We start from the raw sequence: 19,396 nt of genomic DNA on the forward strand, positions 1-19,396 counted from the left end.
GCCTGATGTGCGCGACGCTGAATCGCGCCGGGTCGTGTTCAGCGCTGAATCTTCATCACCCGATCCGGGTCGGCTGAAGCGACACCAGGGGCGGAACGCAAGGCCGCCACTGCACCATCCAGCGTGGCTGCCGCATCGCCCGAGCTGGCGCGTACGACCCAGAACCCCCCCGACATCGGTCGCATCACCGCAAAGGCCAGGCGTGGCGTTGCGCGTGCGCCGGCGGTGTCGAGCACGCCTTGCACAGTGGTGGAAGAGGCGGTCGGTGTGCTCAGGCCGACAATGATGTCGCCCAGGGCGTGCGCGGCCGACACCGAAGCCGGCGGCTGGGTGTTGACGGAGGCGGGGTCCATGGCGGGCGGTTGGCCAGGGTCAATGGCGGGCACCGACTTGCACGCCGTCAGCAGACACAGGCCAAGCGCTGCCACCAGCGCGGGCTTGGCGGACGACAGTAGCGAGCGTGAAGACATGGGGTGGCGGGCAGCCGGTTGGGCCATGGGGTTCTCCTTGAATGCGTTCAACGGTGTTGGCTGGGCGCGGCGCCGGAGCGTTCGCGCGCGCGATGGCGGCGATGCTTCCGGTATAGGCGATCACTGCGCCACGCGCCGCGATTTACGTGCGACAGGCGCCGGTGCCGGTTGGGCGCGGCCGGCGGCCAGCATCTCGTCGGCGTGGCGGCGTGTGGTGTCGGTTAGCGATGCACCGCCCAGCATGCGGGCGATTTCATCCACGCGGCTGGTGGCGTCCAGCACGACGAGGTCTGAACGCGTGCTGCCGGCCACCGTCTGCTTGGCGACCTGGATGTGGTGATTGGCCAGTGCGGCCACCTGCGGCAGGTGGGTCACGCACAACACTTGGCGACGCGTGCCCAGCTCGCGCAGGCGCCGGCCCACCACTTCGGCCACGGCACCGCCGATACCGGAATCGACCTCGTCGAAGATCAGCGTGGGGGTTGGGCTCGCTTCGCTGGCAATCACTGAGATGGCCAGGCTGATCCGCGCCAGTTCGCCGCCAGACGCGACTTTCGCCAATGGGCGAGGCGATACGCCTGCATGCCCGGCGACGAGGAATTCGATTTGCTCCAGCCCTGCCGCACTGCCGTGTTCCAGTGCATGCAGCGCGATGTCGAAGCGCCCGCCGGCCATCGACAGGCCCTGCATGGCGCCGGTCACGGCCTCGGCCAACTCATGTGCGGCCTTGGCGCGGGCACGCGACAGCGCCTGGGCGACCGTCATATAGGCGGCGTGGGTCTGTGCTTCCTGTGCCTGCAGCGCATCCAGGTCGGACGCTGCCTGCAGCGCGGCCAGTTGCGCTTGGCGCTCAGCCAACTCGGCGGGCAGCGTTTCCGGCGCGACGCGGTATTTGCGCGCCATGGTGTGCAGCGCCTGCATGCGGGCGTCGACTTCGGCGAGGCGATCCGGGTCCAGCTCGGCACGGTCGGCATAGCGCGCAAGCGTGTGCACGGCTTCCTGGATCTGCACTTCGGCCGGTTCCAGCGCGGCCAACACGTCGGCCAGCGCAGGGTCGATCTCGGCAAGCTCGCGCAGCGTGTGGAGCGTGGCGCCCAGTTGTACGAGCACGGCGCCTTCCGATTCGGACAGGTCATCGAGCGCCGCGCGCGTGCCTTCGATCAGGCTGGCGGCGTGCGACAGGCGATGGTGCTCGGCTTGAATGTCTTCCCACTCGCCGGGTTGGGGGGCGAGTTTCTGCAACTCGTTCACCTGCCACTCGATGCGTTCGCGTTCAAGCTGCGCTTCGCGCGATTGCTGCTCGGCGGCTTCGCGCAGGCGCACTACGGCGTGCCATTCGCGATAGTGCTCGCCGACCACGCGCACGCTGCCTTCCAGGCCAGCATGCGCGTCGAGCAGGCTGCGCTGGGCGTCCGTTTTCAGCAGCAGTTGATGCGCATGCTGGCCGTGAATGTCGACCAGTTGCTCGCCCACTTCGCGCAGTTGCGCCAGCGTGACGGCCGCGCCGTTGATGAACGCCCTGCTGCGGCCGGCGGCATCGACCGTGCGGCGCAGCAGGATGACGCCCTCGTCATCGTGCAACTCGTGGGCTTCCAGCCAGGCCGCCACATGCGGATGCACGTCGAACTCCGCCGTGATGTCAGCACGCGGCGCGCCTTCGCGCACAACGGCCGCATCGGCGCGTTCGCCCAGCGTGAGCGCCAGCGCGTCGATCAGGATGGACTTGCCGGCGCCCGTCTCGCCCGTGAATACGGTAAAGCCGTCGGCCAGGTCGAGGTCCAGCGCGTGGACGATGACGAAATCGCGGATGGTGAGGCTGCGCAGCATGGTGCGTGGGACGGTGTCTGGGTTACAGCCGGTTGTCTTCGGTCGGGTACTCGTGCCAGTGCAGCTTCTTGCGCAGCGTGGCGTAGTAGTTGTAGCCGACTGGGTGCAGCAGTTGCACGGTGCGCTCCGAGCGGCGCACCACGATGCGGTCGCCCGGCAGCAGGGACGTGAGCGACTGCATGTCGAAGTTGACGCTGGCATCGCGCCCGCTGGTGACCTGGATGACCACCTCCGCATCCTGCGGAATGACGATCGGCCGGTTCGACAGCGAATGCGGTGCGATGGGCACCAGCACTAGCCCCGAGAGCGCCGGATGCAGGATCGGCCCGCCGGCGGACAGCGCATACGCCGTCGACCCGGTGGGCGTGGACACGATCAAGCCGTCCGAACGCTGGTTGTACATAAAGAAGCCATCGACCGACACGGCCAGTTCGACCATGCCCGACGTACCCGAGCGGTTGACTACCACGTCGTTGAAGGCCAGGGCGGAGAAGATGACCTCGTCGTCGCGTACGACCTGTGCCTGCAGCAGCGTGCGGGTCTCGGCTTCGTAGCGGCCCGACAACATGTCGGTCAGCACGGTCTGCACGTCGTCGAACGGGATGTCGGTCATGAAGCCGAGCCGCCCGTGGTTGACGCCAATCACCGGCACGCGGGCGCCGGCCAGGTGGCGGCCGATGCCGAGCAGCGTGCCATCGCCACCGAGCACCACGGCCACATCGGCCTGGCGGGCCATTTCTTCGGGCGGCAGGGCAGGGTAATCCTGCACGCCGATATTGAGCGCGGTTTCGCGCTCGAACACGATGTCATGTCCGCGCGCAGCAATGCACGACGCCAGCTCCATGAGCGGGCCGGCAATGTTGGCGGCCGAATACCGGCCGACCAGTGCGACGGTCTTGAAAGGCGAGGCAGACGAGACGGCGGGAGGTTTCGGGGCCACGGCGGACGGGGGAATCGACATGCGCGCATTACACCATATCGATATGACCCCCGCTACGTTTGACGTTGTTTGGCGAGAAACGCCAGCGTCACCCGTAGATTGGCCCCGATTTTGCGTAAAATCGAAGAACCATGGACAAGCGCGCCACCATCCTCCTCAAGACCCTGATCGAACGGTACATCGCCGAGGGCCAGCCCGTGGGCTCGCGCACCTTGTCGAAGTATTCGGGGCTCGATCTGTCGCCGGCCACCATCCGCAATGTGATGTCTGACCTGGAGGAGATGGGCTTCATCGCCAGCCCGCACACCTCGGCCGGGCGCATTCCGACGCCGCGCGGCTACCGCCTCTTCGTCGACACCATGCTAACGGCCAGCCCGCTGGACGTGCTCGGCGCGCAAGACCGCATGGCGCAGCAGATGGCCGGCGTGATTGCTGAGCAGGTGCGCACGCAACTGGCGTCGCACGGGTCGGAATCGTCGCAGCGGGTGATTGCGGCGGCGGCGCAAACGCTGTCCAACCTGTCGCAGTTTGCCGGCGTGGTGATGACGCCGCGCCGCTCGCACGCGTTCCGGCAGATCGAATTCCTGCGGTTGTCGGAAAACCGCATCCTGCTGATCGTCGTCACGCCCGAGGGCGACGTGCAGAACCGCATCATCCATACCGATACGCCCTACACCCCGTCGCAGTTGGTGGAGGCGGCCAACTACATCAACGCACACTACGGCGGCCTGACCTTCGACGCCGTGCGCGAGCGCCTGCGCGGCGAGTTGTCTGCGTTGCAGGCCGACATGACCACGCTGATGCAGGCGGCGGTGGAGGCGGGCAGCAGCGCGGCATCGGAAGAAGACCCGGTGGTCATCTCTGGCGAGCGCAAGCTGCTGGAGGTGGAAGACCTGTCGTCGTCCATGGACAAGCTGCGGCGCCTCTTTGCCGTGTTCGAGCAGAAGACGGGCCTGCTGCAACTGCTGGACGTATCGAGCCGCGCCGAGGGCGTGCAGATCTTCATCGGTGGCGAAAGCAGCCTCGTGCCGCACGAAGACATGGCCGTCATCACCGCGCCGTACGAGGTCGACGGCAAGATCGTCGGCACGCTCGGCGTGATCGGGCCGATGCGCATGGCCTACGAGCGCGTGATCCCCATCGTGGACATCACCGCCAAGCTGCTGTCCAGCACGCTCAGCCAATATTGATCTACAGGTCGGCTGCATAAGCTCAGCCGATTTTCTTCGACGACAGGCTCCTCTGTCGTCTCACACAATCGACTCCGGCGCATGTGCGCGTTCTTCTTCTGCCGGAGTCCTTCATGGCTGGTTTTTCTCTCCCCCGTTTGCTGGCTGCTGCGTTGTCTGCGGCCGTTTCGCTCGCCTTGCTCGGCACCGCTCCTGCACGCGCGGCTGACCGCGAAGTTGTGATCGCCTATCAGGACATGGTGCTGCCCTGGCGCTACGCCCAGGCTACCGGCGAGGTCGAGCGCGCCACGGGCTACAAGGTGACCTATCGCCAGCTCGCCAGCGGTGCCGATGTGGTGCGCGCCATCGCCTCGGGTTCGGTGCAGATTGGCGAGGCAGGGTCGAGCCCGATTGCGGCGGGTGTGTCGCAGGGCGTGGACCTGTCGTTGTTCTGGATTCTCGACAACATCAACGACGCCGAGGCGCTGGTTGCCCGCAACGGCAGCGGCGTGTCGCGTGTGGCCGATCTGAAGGGCAAGACGCTGGGCGTGCCGTATGTGTCGACCTCGCACTTCCACGCGCTGGTCGCGTTGCAGCAGGCCGGGCTGGAGCCTCGCGACGTGAAGGTGGTCAACCTGCGTCCGCAGGAGCTGTCTGCCGCGTGGGATCGGGGCGACGTGGATGCCGCTTTCATCTGGGACCCTGTGCTCGCCAAGGTGAAGAAGAACGGTACGGTGCTGACCACCTCCGGCAAGATCGCGTCCGCTACCGGCAAGTCGACCTTTGATGGCTTCGTGGCAGACCGCAAGTTTGCACGTGACCACGCGGAGTTCATCGCCAAGTTTGTCGAGGTGCTGGCCAAGGCCGATGCGGCTTACCGCGACAACAAGGCCGCCTGGACGGTGACCTCGCCGCAGGTGGCGGCGGTGGCCAAGACCTCGGGCGCGGCAGCGGCGGATGTGCCGGCTAGCCTCGCGCTGTATGCCTTCCCGGATGCGGCGGAGCAGGCCTCCAAGCGCTGGCTGGGCGGCGGTGCGCAGTCGGGTGCGGCGCAATCGCTGTTGGCGACCGCGCAGTTCCTGAAGACGCAGGGCACGATCCAGGCAGTGCTGCCGGACTACGGCGCGACCATTGATTCGCGCTTCGTGCAGCGTGTGGCCAGTGGCGCCAAGGCCGTGGCAACCGCATCGCGATGAGCCGAATTGATGTCCGTGGCCTGCGCGTCGACTACACCGACGCGCATGGCCGTACGACGCAAGCGCTGGGCGGTGTCGATTTGGCAATCGAGCCGGGCGAGTTTGTGGTTGCGCTCGGCGCCTCGGGTTGCGGCAAGACCACGCTGCTGAACTGCCTGGCGGGTTTTGTCGCGCCAACGGCGGGGCGCATCCTGCTCGATGGGCGCGAGGTGGAAGGTCCCAGTGCCGAGCGTGGCGTGGTGTTTCAGCGCTATGGCTTGATGCCGTGGCTGAACGTGCGCGACAACGTGGCACTCGGCTTGAAGCTGCGCGGCCTGGACCGCAAGACGCGCCACGCACGGGCGCTTGAACTGCTGCGATTGGTCGGTCTGGAGGCACATGCCACCTCGCCCGTGTACGCCCTGTCAGGCGGCATGCAGCAGCGCGTCGGCATTGCCCGTGCGCTGGCGACCGAGCCGCGCGTGCTGTTGATGGACGAGCCGATGGGTGCGCTCGACGCCTTCACGCGCGAGACTATGCAGACGCTGGTGCTGGATGTGTGGCAACGCACGGGCACCACCGTGTTCTTCATCACACACGACGTGGAAGAGGCACTGTTCCTGGCGACACGGCTGGTGGTGATGTCGCCATCGCCGGGGCGGATCGTGCAGACATTCGATTTGCCGTTCTCGCGACAGGCGCTGGCGGGCGCAGATGCACGGGCCGTGAAGTCGTCGCCGGAATTCATTGCGTGGCGTGAGCGTGTGCTGGCGCTGATCCACCGCGCACCCGAGGAGTTGGCCGCATGAGCGCGATCGAAACGGCAGTCTTCAAAGGCGTTCCCGTTGAAACGGCGGCGCCTTCCGTTCAGCCGCCACGCAAGCTGCGCGGCTACCGATTGCCAGGCGAGGGTAGCGCGCTGGGGTTGAGCCTGCTTTCGGTGGGTGTGTTGCTGCTGCTGTGGTGGGCGGCCACGACCTTCCATTGGGTGCCACCGTTGTTTTTGCCGTCGCCGCAGGCTGTCGGCCACGCCTTCCTCGATGCCTGGCGTGGTGATATTCAGGGCGGTCAGCCGCTGGCCGCCCATCTGGGCTGGAGCGCATTGCGCGTGTTCGGCGCATTTGCGTTGGCGGCTGTCACCGCCGTGCCGATCGGCCTGGCGATGGGCGTATCGCGCACTGCTCGCGGGCTGCTCGATCCACCCATTGAGTTCTACCGCCCGCTGCCGCCGCTGGCGTATCTGCCGCTCGTGGTCATCTGGCTGGGTATTGATGAGCGCGCCAAGATCGTCGTCATCTACCTCGCGTGCTTTGCACCGATTGCGATGGCCGCGCGCGCCGGCGTGCGCAGCGCCACGCGCGAGCAGATCAACGCCGCCTATGCGCTGGGTGCGAGTTTCACGCAGGTCGTGCGGCACGTGATCCTGCCGGCGGCACTGCCGGAAATCCTCACCGGCTTGCGTATCGCCATCGGCTTCGGCTGGACCACGCTGGTGGCTGCAGAGATGGTGGCAGCCACGGTCGGCCTCGGGCAGATGGTGCTCAATGCGTCGAGCTTTCTGCGTACCGATCTGGTGGTGATGGGCATCGTGCTGATCGGCGCGATTGCCTGGGCGTTCGATCTGGCCATGCGCGCCATCGAAGCGCGCGCGGTGCCCTGGAAGGGGCGTGCCTGACGTCTTGCTTGCGCGTCGTTTCGGCACGGGCGGTGTTACCAAACCTTAATTGAGTCTCACCCGGGTGGGCGCTAAGCTGCGCGGCGTTCCCTCCGGAGAAGACGAGATGACGCCCGATCGCGATGCCCTGAGTGGCGCGCAACTTGAACAACTGCTCGACCGCCTGGAAGCCGACCTGGAAGAAAGCGATTCCAGCGAAGCGGCCGACCTGCTGGCGCGCCTGCGCGCCAAGCCCTTGCGGGCTGACACGCTCGACGCGATCGACCGCCTGCACACGCTGTGGATGCGTGCGGGCGATACGCCTGCGGCGCGCGCGGTGGTCGACGGCGATGGTGCCGCCGTACTGGCCGCCGCGCCCGCAGACGCCCAGACCGGCGTGCAGATGCAGCTCGCGTTGTACCGCCTGCAAATGGCCAGCTACCTGCGCGACGAAGCGGCCGCCCTGCAGGCGCTGGCCGAGATGCACACCATCGTCCGCGAGCGGCCCGATCTGGACGCCGATGCGTATCGCCAATTGCGCGTGTTCGATCAACTCGAATACGCCGCGTTTGCGGTCGCGCTGTCGACCATCGAACTGCGTGAGGCCATCGATCAGGCCATTCCAGACCGGGCAGCGTTCCGCGCGTGGGATACGGCCGACCATCACCGCCGCCGGGCCTGGGCGTATTCCCGGAGCGAGCAGCCTGCCGAGGCACGCGCCGCGGCCGAAGCCAGCATCGCCGCGCTGCAGACCGCCGCCCCGGATCAGGACGTCGACGAAAACGATTGGCTGCGGCTGGGCGATGCGCTGATCGAGATCGTGCCGGACCACCTGGCCGCCTTCGTGCAACCGGTGACCGCGCTCACCGCCGACTGGTCACTGCCGCGCCGCCGTGAGGCGGAGGTTCGCCTGGCCCGCCTGGGTGCGCGTGCCAAGTGCAAGCAAGGCGATCTGGCCGGCGCGCTGCAGGCCTGTGCCGCCGCGCGCTACAGCCTGTCGTCCGACGGCAGCGACGACTTTATCGAATACGAACTCGAATGGCTGATCGAGGCCGGCCGCTTTGACGAGGCCGGACAGCGTGCTTTCTTCCACATCTACCAGGTGGAAACCGGCATGTGGGAAGGCCTGCCGCCCATCGTGAGCGCGCGCCTGGCTGATCCGGCAGACACCTCGGTCTGGTGGGCGCTGTGCATCTTGCGTGCCTGTCATCTGGACGAGACCTTCGAGCGCTTCGTGCAACTGGCGCAAGGGCGCGGCCCGGCGCTGCACGAACGCTCCGACGTGCACCGCGCGCTGTTTGCCGCGCTGGCTGGCAAAGATGCGGAAGACGCGTTGCCCGAGGTCGTGGTTGCGGCCCACGCGCTGGCCGAAGCCCGCGCCCCCAAGCACCCGTGGACCACGCGCCTGATGGCGGTGCGCAACGGCATGGCTGGGCGCATCGACCCGACCACCGAAGCGGCCCAGCTGCTGGCCGCTACGCATGAGACCGAGATGGAGGACAACCGCACGGCGTACTCCCTCTTCCATGCGCGCGCCCGCTCGCTGGGGTTGCTGGAAACGCTCCGGCTGCCGGCGCCGGCGGTGCCCAGCGGCCTGTGGGGCTACGCCTTTGCCGTGACCATCGACAACGAATACGAAGAGCAACTTGACGACCTGCCGGCCAATCAGCAGGACGAGGCGCGGACGCTGTACCGCAAGCTGCTGTGCTCGGTCTACGAGCAGGCGCAGGCTCGCATGGAGCACTACTTCGCGACCGGGACCGGGCATCCGTACGATGCGTGCGCGCACCTGTACTCGATGCTCTGCAACAACCTCGCGATTCAGTATCGCTACTACGAAAGCCGGTACGACGACGCCGTCGAACTGCATCGACGCGGTATCGCTGCCAGCCCGTTTGCTGAGCACTACGACGGCATCCTGCGCTCCCGTATCGAGCAGGAAGACCATGCCGGCGTGTTGGATGCCGCCGAGGCGCTCTGGAATTTCTCAGCCGACTACGGCTACAGCCGGCACGAACCGAATGACTACGTGGGCGACGTGGCACGTGCCCTGCTGACGCTGGAACGACCGCACGAAATCTCGATCTGGCTGGAGCGACTGGTGCACTGGCAGCAGGAGAACGGCGAGAAGGAAGACGCCCTGACATCCGGTGCGCTGGGCGGGCGCCTGCGCGTGCTGCTCTACATGGGGCAGGCCCTGGAGGAAGAGGCAACGACCTACTGGAACCGGCTGGAGCCGCAGGTGCGTGCCTGCGACGACTACTGGGCATTGGCCAAGGCCGCCGAAGTCATGGGTGTGCTGGAGCGCTTTGATGAAGCCGCTGCCCTGTGCCAGCGCTCGATGGACTGCAACCCGCGCGACGATGCCTCCTCCCGCCAGGACTACGAGGCCATGAAGACGCGCCAGGCCTCGTACAAGCGCGGCGGCAATGGCGCCGCGACCGGCAAGTCGTGGTGGCAAATCTGGAAATGAGTCGCACCGCCCGGACGACCGGCTACGCCCCGCGCAACGCACTCAACGCCGATCGGCTGAAGGCGGGCATTGCCGCGCGCAGCGAAGCGCGCGGTGATGCCGCGCCGGTACGTGCCTGGCTGCTGAATCATTTCTATCGCCACCTGGTGGCCAACTTCGAGCCGGCGCGCCCGATTGCCTCGCTGGACGAAGCGCGCAAGGCGCTGGGCGCCGCCACGCTGCCCGAATGGGTGGCGGCACGCTTTACCGCTACCAAAGCCGCCCCCGGTGCCGACGCCGCCGCGCTTGCACCGGTGGTGTGGATCGACCCCGTCGAACCTCAATTGCTGGCGCTGGAGCAGAAGCTGCTGGAGTTCCTGACCTCGCGCCGGGGCACGGCGCTGGAGGGCAAGCTCGACCGCGTCAACTGCCCGCAGGCCCTGGCGCAATGGGAGCGCGAGCACGCCGAGATGGCCGCGCGCATCGAACGCGGCTGGCGCGAGAGCCAGCCCGATGCATTGCTCGCGCTGCTGACCACCCCCAACGGCAGCTTTGTCGAGTTCCGGCATGACAGCACCTTGCTGCGTGCCGAGATGGCCTTCGAGAGCTATGTCATGCGCCATTGCCTCGGCCAGTTCGCCGATCGCCGCGCACTGTCCGGTGGCTACGGCGAGCGCTATGCCGAAGCCATCGAACATCAACGCCTGCGCCTGCTGAGCTTTCGTGATGCCGGCGGGCAACCGCACATCACCATCAGCCTGATCGTCGGGGCGGATGGCGCGCTGACGGTCGAGCAGGTCAAGGGCAAGCAGAACCGCCCGCCAATCGACCGCTATGTCGGCGATGTGCTGGCCTGCCTCAACGCGTTGGCACCCGGTGGTGACACGCCGGCAGACTGCATTGCCATCGGCCTGGTGCGCACGCCTGTCGGCTGGCAGCGGATTGAGGATGTGACCGATGCTGCCACGCAGACGCAACTGGTGGCGCACCATCCGCAGTTGTTCCCGCGCCTGCGCGCGCCGACGCCCATGGTGGAGTGGCTGATTGCGGCACGCCAACCGGCGTTGCTTGCCGAGCACCCGCCGCGTGCGGCGTCTGTTGCCTACGCCACGCGCCAGGCGCGCGCCAAGCGGGGGGCGGGCATGCGATCGCCCAGTCCCGACAGTCCCGACGCGGGTTTCGTGACGGAAGACGTGCCGTGGCCCGACATGTCCGCACGGGAAGCGGAAGCGCTGGCCACGCAAGCTGGCGCACGCCACGGATAAGCGAGTACATCCATGCCCACCTGGCTCAAGATTCTGTTGGCGGCGTATGTGTTGTGGCGGGTGGTCAAGCACTTCCGGCCAGCCAAGCGCGCCGCCTTCACGCCGCGCAAGCACTGGGCGCTGGCTTTGGCACAACCCATGTTGGAAACCACGGGCCTGACGGGCTTCATGAGCCCCGTCACGACTGAGCTCAATGAAGAGACGCGCAAGCTGTTTCGCGCACCGTTGTTGCACCAGATGGAACTGCGCCCCACCACATCTGATGACGAGGTGAGGGCACATCTTTCACGGGTGCTGGAAGCCCAATGGTTTCGCGCTGATCTGCATGCACTGCAGCCCACGGATGACCCACGCGCAGCGCTGGCGTTTGCCTGCGTGCGCATGGCGTTCCTGGCGCGCAACGCCATGCTGATGGGGTGGGTCGATCCGATGGTGGCGTGGCGGGTGCTGCTGCTCAATGCGCAGCGTGCACAGGATTGTTTTGCGAGTTGGGAAGACTTCGGCCACGCCTTCATTGCCGGGCGGCGGCAGTGGGTGGCCGCGTTTCGCGCCGATCCGCTGGGCAGTGGCTTTGATGCATCGCACGTGCGCCAATTGCTTGGTCTCGACGGCGCATGGGCAGGGTTGCCTTGGCCCGGTGAACCCGCGCTGAGTCCCAGCGCAGCGCAAACTGCCGCCTAGAAACTCCCCGTGAACTGATAGCGCCCGCCCGGGTGCCACATGGTCGCCACCGAGGCGACCTGGCCCTGGGAGAGCGTCTTCCGACGCAGCATCAGGCACGGCTCGCGCACATCCATGTGCAGCATCTCGGCGATCTCGCGCGGGGGAAGGCGGGCCTCGATGCCGTAGTCCACACCCTGCAGCGGGGCGGCACGCATCAGGTAGGCATTCGGCGTGGTTTGCGTGAAATCCTGTTCCATGTACTCGGGTGCGAGCGCGGCATTCACCCAGCGGTCTTCCGCCTGGATCGGCAGGTCATTCTCGAAATGCACGATCAACGAGTGGAATAGCAGGTACCCCGTTGACACCCCGAATGCCGCTGCCAGTGCCTCATTGGCGCGTGCGCGTTCGAGCTTGTGCAGCTCGGCGCGGTGCTGGTGGCCGCGTGCGGCAATTTCCTCGGCGATGTTGCGGATCGCCACCAGCGTCGCCTGGTACTTCTGCTGTGCGACGAACGTCCCCAGCCCCTGCACACGCGTGAGGATCTGCTCGGCGGTCAGTTCGCGCAGCGCGCGGTTGACCGTCATGCGCGAGACGCTGAAGGTCTGCGCCAGCGTCGTTTCCCCCGGAATCATTTCGCCCTCCTGCCATTCGCCGCTGCGGATGCGCGTGAGGATGTCTTCCTTGATGCGCTGGAAGGCGGGGGTGCTGGCGGACTGATCTTGTGACATGGAGTCGACTTTTTGTGCGGTCTGGCGGCCGATGTGATGTGCGGATGCCAGCCATCATCAGGGTTTGCTCTTAGCTTGTAAAGTTTTCTTGCCTAAGTTGTATATACAACATAAGATGCTCAGCACACCCAAGGAGTTCGCAGGAGACCTCACATGAATGCCCCGACCAACGCCGCCCACCTGACCAACGACCCGCGTTACGACGCATCGCGCGAGATCCGTGCACCGCGCGGCACCGAGCTGCACTGCAAGAGCTGGCTGACCGAAGCCGCCTACCGCATGCTGCAGAACAACCTCGACCCGGACGTGGCCGAGAACCCCAAGCACCTGGTTGTCTACGGCGGCATCGGCCGTGCAGCGCGCGATTGGGCCTGCTACGACAAGATCCTGGAAACGCTGCGCGAGCTGAACGACGATGAGTCGCTGCTGGTGCAATCCGGCAAGCCGGTCGGCGTGTTCAAGACGCACCCGGATGCGCCGCGCGTGCTGATCGCCAACTCCAACCTCGTGCCGAAGTGGGCGAACTGGGAGCACTTCAACGAACTGGACCGCAAGGGCCTGTTCATGTACGGCCAGATGACGGCTGGCAGCTGGATCTACATCGGCAGCCAGGGCATCGTGCAAGGCACGTATGAGACGTTTGCCGAAGCCGGCCGCCAACATTACGACGGCAAGCTGGCTGGCAAGTGGATCCTGACCGCTGGCCTGGGTGGCATGGGCGGCGCGCAGCCGCTGGCCGCCACGCTGGCCGGTGCCGTGTCGCTGAACATCGAGTGCCAGCAGTCGAGCATCGACTTCCGCCTGCGTACGCGCTACCTCGACAAGCAGGCCAAGGACATCGACGATGCATTCAACCTGATTCGCCACCATTGCGAGCGCGGCGAGGCCGTTTCCATCGGCCTGCTGGGCAATGCAGCGGAAATCTTGCCGGAGCTGGTCAAGCGTGCCCGCGCCGGCGGCCTGAAGCCGGATCTGGTGACCGACCAGACCTCGGCCCATGATCTGGTCAACGGCTACCTGCCGGCTGGCTGGACGGTCGAGCAATGGCGTGCTGCGCAACGCGATCCGTCGCAGCACGCTCGCCTGACCGACGAGGCCGCCAAGTCGTGCGCCGTGCACGTGCAGGCCATGCTCGACTTCCAGGCCATGGGCATCCCGACCGTCGACTACGGCAACAACATCCGCCAGGTCGCGTTCGACCAGGGCGTGAAGAACGCCTTCGACTTCCCGGGCTTCGTTCCGGCCTACATCCGTCCGCTGTTCTGCGAGGGCAAGGGCCCGTTCCGCTGGGTGGCGCTGTCGGGCGATCCGGAAGACATCTACAAGACCGACGCCAAGATCAAGGAGCTCTTCCCGCACAACACGCACGTGCACCGCTGGCTCGACATGGCGCGTGACCGCATCGCCTTCCAGGGCCTGCCGGCACGTATCTGTTGGCTTGGCCTGGGCGAGCGTCACCTGGCTGGCCTGGCCTTCAACGAGATGGTCAAGAACGGCGAGCTGAAGGCTCCGATCGTGATCGGTCGTGATCACCTCGACACCGGCTCCGTCGCCAGCCCGAACCGTGAAACCGAATCGATGCGCGACGGCACCGACGCCGTGTCGGACTGGCCGCTGCTCAATGCGCTGCTCAACACCGCAGGCGGCGCGACCTGGGTGTCGCTGCACCACGGTGGTGGTGTCGGCATGGGCTACTCGCAGCACTCGGGCGTGGTGATCGTGGCGGACGGCACCGATGCTGCGGCCAAGCGCCTCGGCCGTGTGCTCGTCAACGACTGCGGCTCGGGCGTCATGCGCCATGCCGATGCCGGCTACGAGAGCGCTGTCGAGTGCGCCAAGCGCAACGGTTTGAACCTGCCGATGATCGGCTAAGCCCTGACCTGATTCAGGCATCCCCGCGCGGGCGGGGACTTTGATACGACTAGACGATGTGCCCCTGCGATGTACTCCTTTTCATGCAGGGGCGACAATGAAACATCCAATCGCTTTGACCATGAACACCATGACCACGCCCTCCATCCTGACGCTGCAACCCGGCGCCATGACCTTCGCTGACCTGCGCCGCGTGTGGCTCGCGCCCACGCTCGTTGCGCTGTCGGGTGATTGCGCTGCCGCCATCGAGGCATCGGCTGCCACCGTGCAGGCCATCGTCGCCAAGGGTGATCCTGCTTACGGCATCAACACCGGGTTCGGTCTGCTGGCCAAGACGCAGATCCCCACGCACGAGCTGGAGCGCCTGCAACGCAACCTGATCCTGTCGCACGCCGTCGGCACGGGTGAAGACGTGAGCGACCGCGTTGCGCGCCTCGTGCTGCTGATGAAGGCCGCGAGCCTCGCACGCGGTTACTCGGGCGTGCGCCGTGTCGTGATCGACACGCTGCTCGCGCTGCTGAACGCGGGCATCACACCGTGCATTCCGTCCAAGGGTTCGGTGGGCGCTTCGGGCGACCTGGCACCGCTGGCGCACATGACGCTGGCCCTGCTGGGCGAGGGTGACGTGCGCGTCAACGGTGTGCGCACTCCGGCGCGCGCAGCGCTGGCCGCCGCCGGTATCGAGCCGATCGCACTGGCCGCCAAGGAAGGACTGGCACTCATCAACGGCACGCAAGTGTCGACCGCGCTGGCATTGAACGGCCTGTTCCTGGCCGAGCGCCTGCTGCAGGCCGCCACCGTGGTCGGCGCGCTGTCGGTGGATGCCGCCAAGGGCAGCGATGCCCCGTTTGATCCGCGCGTGCACGCCGTGCGCGGCCAGGCCGGGCAGATCGCCACCGCCGCCGTGTACCGCAACCTGCTGACCGGCAGCGCCATCCGCAAGTCGCACCTCGTGGGCGACAAGCGCGTGCAAGACCCGTACAGCCTGCGTTGCCAGCCGCAAGTCATGGGTGCGTGCTTCGATCTGATCCGTCAGGCTGGCGCCACGCTGCTCACCGAAGCCAACGCCGTGACCGACAACCCGCTGGTCTACGCCGAAGCCGGCGAAGTGATCTCGGGCGGCAACTTCCACGCCGAACCGGTAGCGTTCGCTGCCGACATGCTGGCGCTGGCCATCGCCGAAATCGGTGCACTGTCGGAACGCCGCATTGCGCTGCTGATCGACTCCACGTTGTCGGGCCTGCCGCCGTTCCTGGTCGAGCAACCGGGCCTGAACTCGGGCTTCATGATTGCGCACGTGACGGCCGCTGCCCTGGCGTCGGAAAACAAGACCTTCGCCCACCCGGCCAGCGTCGACAGCCTGCCGACCTCCGCCAACCAGGAAGACCACGTCAGCATGGCAACCTTCGCCGGCCGCCGCTTGCAGGACATGGCGGACAACACCGCCACCATCGTCGGCATCGAGGCGCTGGCGGCAGCGCAAGGCGTGGATTTCCACAAGCCGCTGGCGACGTCCGACACGCTGCAGAACGCACATGGCTGCATCCGCTCGCGCGTGGCGTACTACGGTGAAGACCGCCTCTTCGCACCGGACATCGAAGCGGCCCGCCGCCTCGTGCTCGACGGCGACCTGGGCGATTCGTGCCGCGCGCACGTTGGTGCACTCTCACTCGTCTGATCATGCTCGCCCAAGCCGACCCCAACGTCTGGCAAGGCCGCGTCGATGCGGAGGAGGGCCCCCTGGGCCTGCGTTGGCACCAGACGGTCCATCGCATCGATGCCGCAGATGACGCTGCGCCGCTGGCCAATACCGTTGCGCTGACCGGTTTCGCGTGCGACGCCGGTGTCGCGCGCAACCACGGGCGTACCGGCGCGCAAGCCGGCCCGAACGCCATCCGCAAGATGCTCGCGAACCTGCCCGCGCGGGCCGGCCGCGTGGTCGTCGATGCGGGCGATGTGACGTGTCAGGGCGATGCACTTGAGGCTGCACAGAGCGAACTGTCCGGCGTGCTGCACGATCTGCTTGATCGCGGCGCATTCCCCATCGCACTCGGTGGTGGGCATGAGATTGCGTGGGCGTCGTTCGGTGGCTTGGCGCGGCATCTGGCGGGCAAGTCGGAGCAGGCGCCGCGCATCGGCATCCTCAACCTCGACGCGCATTTCGACTTGCGAGCCGGCGAGCGCGGCAGCTCCGGCACGCCGTTCCGCCAGATCGCCGAAGATTGCGCACGGCGAGGCTGGCCGTTCCACTATGCCTGCCTGGGCGTGAGCACCTACGCCAACACCGAAGCACTGTTCGCGCGTGCCCGCCAGCTCGGCGTGCGCTGGATGCACGACGACGAGATGGACATCATGCAGCTCGCCCACGTGCTGCAGGTGGTGGAGGTGTTCTTGAGTCAAGTCGATCACGTCTACTTGACGATGTGCCTCGACGTGCTGCCGGCTGGCATCGCCCCTGGCGTGAGCGCACCGTCTGCACGCGGCGTGTCGATGGACGTGATCGAGCCCATCGTCGATCGCGTGGTCAGCTCGGGCAAGCTGCGACTGGCGGATGTGGCGGAGCTCAATCCGTCGCTCGACATTGATAACCACACGGCACGTGTCGCGGCCCGCCTCGTTGCGCGCGTGGCCGATGGCATTGGCCTGCAAGGAACCGCTCATGGCTGATCAAGCCAATCTGCACTGGGACGCGCTCTGGACCAACGTCCACCTAGCCACGCTGGCGGCCGATGCCGACGGCTACGGTGAAATCCGAGATGGCGCTATCGCCGTTAAGGACGGCCGCATCGCGTGGCTAGGCGCACGTGCCGACCTGCCCGCCAACGCCCGCGCCACGCACGAACACGATGGCGGCGGCGCATGGCTCACGCCCGGCCTGATCGACTGCCACACGCATCTCGTCTACGCCGGTAACCGCAGCAATGAATTCGAGGCGCGCCTGAACGGTGTGCCGTACGAAGAGATCGCGCGGGCGGGCGGCGGCATCCTCTCCACCGTGCGCGCCACGCGTGCGGCAAGCGTTGACGCGCTCGCCGAAGCTAGCTTGCCGCGCCTGAACGCGCTGCGCGCCGAAGGTGTCACCACCGTCGAGATCAAATCCGGCTACGGCCTGAACCTGGAAACCGAGCGCCGCATGCTGCGCGTCGCGCGCCGCTTCGGCCAGACGTTGCCGGTGCGTGTGCGCACGACATTCCTTGGCGCACACGCCGTGCCGCCCGAATTCGCTGGCCGCGCCGATGACTACATCGATCACCTCTGCGTCGACGTGCTGCCCGCACTGGCCGCCGAGGGGCTCGTCGACGCCGTCGACGCGTTCTGCGAAACCATCGGCTTCTCACCCGCGCAGACGGCGCGCATGTTCGACGCTGCGCAGCGCCTTGGCTTGCCGGTCAAGCTGCATGCGGAACAGCTCTCCGATCAGGGCGGGGCGGCGCTGGTAGCGCGCTACGGCGGACTGTCTGCGGACCATCTCGAATGTCTGACCGGCGCCGGCATTGCTGCCATGGCCCAGGCGGGTACCGTGGCTGTGCTGCTGCCGGGCGCGTTCTATTGCCTGCGCGAAACCCGCCTGCCGCCGATGGCCGCGCTGCGCGAAGCCGGTGTGCCGATGGCGGTTTCGACCGACTGCAACCCCGGCACTTCGCCGCTGTCGTCGTTGCTGCTGGCGATGAACATGGCCTGTACGCTGTTCCGCCTGACGCCGTTGGAGGCGCTGACGGGCGCCACGCGACACGCCGCCGCCGCACTCGGCTTGGCTGGTACCTGCGGTGTGCTTGCCCCGGGCTGCACGGCTGATTTTGCGCTGTGGCGCATCGACCGGCCCGCAGACTTGGCCTATGCGATGGGTCTCAACCCATGCGTGGGCCTGGTCAAGGATGGGGTGGTGGTATAGCGGCAGGTCGGCTCAATGCTGTGCAAATCGGCACAGCATTGAATTGCTCAGCTACCGCTACCGTTCAACGACGGGTCGCCTGCGGAGCGGAGCCACGCAGGTCGCTGGGTTTCTTCTTCAACTTCTCCTGTTCCGCGATTCCGCTGCGGACCCGGACGAGTGCCGCATTGACGTCTGCATCCGGCTTTGTCAACGCAGCGTCAACTTGCTGGTATTTCACCAGCGCTGCATCGAGGCGGCCACTGACCTCATCGCACACGGCAAGGTTGTATTGAAGCGCAAAGCTGGATGGGTTGGCGCGGGCAAGGTCTGCCCACTGCGTGCATGCACGATCAAACCTTCCCGCATTCGCAAATTCCAAGCTTCCCTTGAAGATCTCGACAGACTGCGGGTTGATGCTGTCCGTGCTGCTCTGGAACTTCACCAGGATATTCCTTTCGTATGGCGCCACATCTTCTCGGGCCTGCTGAAAGGCATTCGCTGCGGCTTTGGTCACCAGAACCTGTTCAGGGTCGTCGGTAGCCTGATCTTCACACCGATAGGAACTCGCCAAACCTACCTTGGTTTCGCTGTAGACAACGGTGCCGCGAGCCACTTCAACGAGTCGCGGGGTCAGTTCGAATCTCGCGGTTTTCGTCGTGCAGCGAACCTGCGTTGTGTAGCACTTTCTGTCCTTTGGACAGACGGATCGGGGCTCGGTGGAGTACTGATACGCGATCGGAGAAATGATGGCCGAGCCGCTATACAGCGCTTCAGCGCCGGTGAGGCGTCCGATCTTCGAGGCCGTACGAGGGTCCGCCAGCCCGCTGTGCTGCAGCGCGAGTTCTCCGATCACGTTCAGCAGTTGTGACCGATCAACGATCGTGAAGTAAGGTTTTTGCTCGTACCGTACCGAAGCCAGCATGCTTTCGAAGTCGATGGTGGCCTTCGGGCCGCCATCGCCGTCAAACGGCAGTACCGCAACGCGGCGATATTTTGCTGCATCGGTTTTCGCAGCAAACTGCATCGACACCGGGGCCGTATTGCTTGCACATCCGAGCAGCACCAGCGATGCAATCAGCAGCGCTGCACAGGTACGGTATGTCGACTGTGGAAGCAGTCGAACTGTTCTTGTCACTCCCATCACTCACCTTATTCTTGTTTGTTGAACGCTAGGCTGCCGTCATCGAGTGGCGAGTGTAGCCGACGCAGTTGCGCGTATTTGGCCAATCGGGTGTTGTGCGTTGCCCAGCAAGCGGCACGCAATACTCCCGCTCGTATAATCAGCCGGGTCTATCGCGAACCCGCGT

The 19,396-nt window shown here is 66.2% G+C and carries 16 protein-coding genes; 11 read left to right on the forward strand and 5 right to left on the reverse strand.

Annotated elements, in window-relative coordinates; all coding sequences use genetic code 11:
* Positions 1–38 precede the first annotated feature (38 nt).
* The 3 genes from ACS13N_RS01235 to ACS13N_RS01245 all read right to left on the reverse strand — a co-directional run bounded on the left by ACS13N_RS01235 (position 39) and on the right by ACS13N_RS01245 (position 3,258).
* Positions 39–497, reverse strand: coding sequence for a hypothetical protein (locus tag ACS13N_RS01235; protein ID WP_438929984.1), 459 nt, complete (start codon positions 495–497; stop codon positions 39–41).
* Positions 498–590: 93 nt separating this feature from the next.
* Positions 591–2,297 carry a DNA repair protein RecN gene (gene recN, locus ACS13N_RS01240; protein ID WP_438929985.1) on the reverse strand — a complete coding sequence of 569 codons (1,707 nt, stop codon included), beginning with the start codon at positions 2,295–2,297 and terminating at the stop codon, positions 591–593.
* Between the two features lie 22 nt (positions 2,298–2,319).
* Entirely contained in the window at positions 2,320–3,258 is a 939-nt protein-coding gene (locus ACS13N_RS01245) for an NAD kinase (RefSeq protein WP_438929986.1), read from the reverse strand.
* Between the two features lie 110 nt (positions 3,259–3,368).
* Between ACS13N_RS01245 and hrcA the strand changes: the two genes are divergently transcribed.
* The 7 genes from hrcA (at position 3,369) to ACS13N_RS01280 (ending at position 11,633) form a co-directional block, all read left to right on the forward strand.
* Positions 3,369–4,427, forward strand: a complete 1,059-nt coding sequence (gene hrcA / locus ACS13N_RS01250) for a heat-inducible transcriptional repressor HrcA (protein ID WP_438929987.1) — start codon at positions 3,369–3,371, stop codon at positions 4,425–4,427.
* A gap of 113 nt (positions 4,428–4,540) precedes the next feature.
* On the forward strand, positions 4,541–5,602 hold the full coding sequence (gene tauA, locus ACS13N_RS01255; protein ID WP_438929988.1) for a taurine ABC transporter substrate-binding protein: 1,062 nt from the start codon (positions 4,541–4,543) through the stop codon (positions 5,600–5,602).
* Positions 5,599–6,390, forward strand: coding sequence for a taurine ABC transporter ATP-binding protein (locus tag ACS13N_RS01260; protein ID WP_438929989.1), 792 nt, complete (start codon positions 5,599–5,601; stop codon positions 6,388–6,390). Before tauA ends, ACS13N_RS01260 begins: the two co-directional genes overlap by 4 nt.
* Positions 6,387–7,256: an ABC transporter permease subunit gene (locus ACS13N_RS01265; protein ID WP_438929990.1), complete on the forward strand. Its 870-nt coding sequence runs from the start codon at positions 6,387–6,389 to the stop codon at positions 7,254–7,256. The genes ACS13N_RS01260 and ACS13N_RS01265 overlap by 4 nt, the downstream gene beginning before the upstream one ends.
* 106 nt (positions 7,257–7,362) lie before the next feature.
* Complete coding sequence (locus ACS13N_RS01270) at positions 7,363–9,708, forward strand: hypothetical protein (protein ID WP_438929991.1); 2,346 nt, start codon at positions 7,363–7,365, stop codon at positions 9,706–9,708.
* Entirely contained in the window at positions 9,705–10,952 is a 1,248-nt protein-coding gene (locus ACS13N_RS01275; RefSeq protein WP_438929992.1) for a hypothetical protein, read from the forward strand. Before ACS13N_RS01270 ends, ACS13N_RS01275 begins: the two co-directional genes overlap by 4 nt.
* 12 nt (positions 10,953–10,964) lie before the next feature.
* Positions 10,965–11,633, forward strand: a complete 669-nt coding sequence (locus tag ACS13N_RS01280) for a DUF1266 domain-containing protein (protein ID WP_438929993.1) — start codon at positions 10,965–10,967, stop codon at positions 11,631–11,633.
* Here the strand turns inward: ACS13N_RS01280 and hutC are convergent.
* Positions 11,630–12,343 carry a histidine utilization repressor gene (gene hutC, locus ACS13N_RS01285; protein WP_064804881.1) on the reverse strand — a complete coding sequence of 238 codons (714 nt, stop codon included), beginning with the start codon at positions 12,341–12,343 and terminating at the stop codon, positions 11,630–11,632. The two genes, ACS13N_RS01280 and hutC, sit on opposite strands and share 4 nt — an antisense overlap.
* Before the next feature lie 153 nt (positions 12,344–12,496).
* Here hutC and hutU point away from each other — a divergent pair, with 153 nt between their 5' ends.
* The 4 genes from hutU (at position 12,497) to hutI (ending at position 18,107) form a co-directional block, all read left to right on the forward strand.
* On the forward strand, positions 12,497–14,215 hold the full coding sequence (hutU, locus tag ACS13N_RS01290; RefSeq protein ID WP_438929994.1) for a urocanate hydratase: 1,719 nt from the start codon (positions 12,497–12,499) through the stop codon (positions 14,213–14,215).
* Positions 14,216–14,336: 121 nt separating this feature from the next.
* Positions 14,337–15,893 (forward strand): histidine ammonia-lyase, encoded by a 1,557-nt coding sequence (hutH, locus tag ACS13N_RS01295; protein ID WP_438929995.1) that lies wholly within the window; start codon positions 14,337–14,339, stop codon positions 15,891–15,893.
* Between the two features lie 2 nt (positions 15,894–15,895).
* Positions 15,896–16,882: a formimidoylglutamase gene (hutG, locus tag ACS13N_RS01300; protein WP_438929996.1), complete on the forward strand. Its 987-nt coding sequence runs from the start codon at positions 15,896–15,898 to the stop codon at positions 16,880–16,882.
* Complete coding sequence (gene hutI, locus ACS13N_RS01305) at positions 16,875–18,107, forward strand: imidazolonepropionase (protein ID WP_438929997.1); 1,233 nt, start codon at positions 16,875–16,877, stop codon at positions 18,105–18,107. Before hutG ends, hutI begins: the two co-directional genes overlap by 8 nt.
* Before the next feature lie 64 nt (positions 18,108–18,171).
* Here hutI and ACS13N_RS01310 read toward each other — a convergent pair whose 3' ends face one another.
* The gene (locus ACS13N_RS01310; protein ID WP_438929998.1) at positions 18,172–19,224 is read right to left on the reverse strand and encodes a CsgG/HfaB family protein; all 1,053 of its coding nucleotides are present in this window, start codon (positions 19,222–19,224) and stop codon (positions 18,172–18,174) included.
* Positions 19,225–19,396 lie beyond the last annotated feature (172 nt).

Source organism: Ralstonia sp. 24A2 (assembly GCF_051783885.1).
GTDB lineage: Bacteria > Pseudomonadota > Gammaproteobacteria > Burkholderiales > Burkholderiaceae > Ralstonia.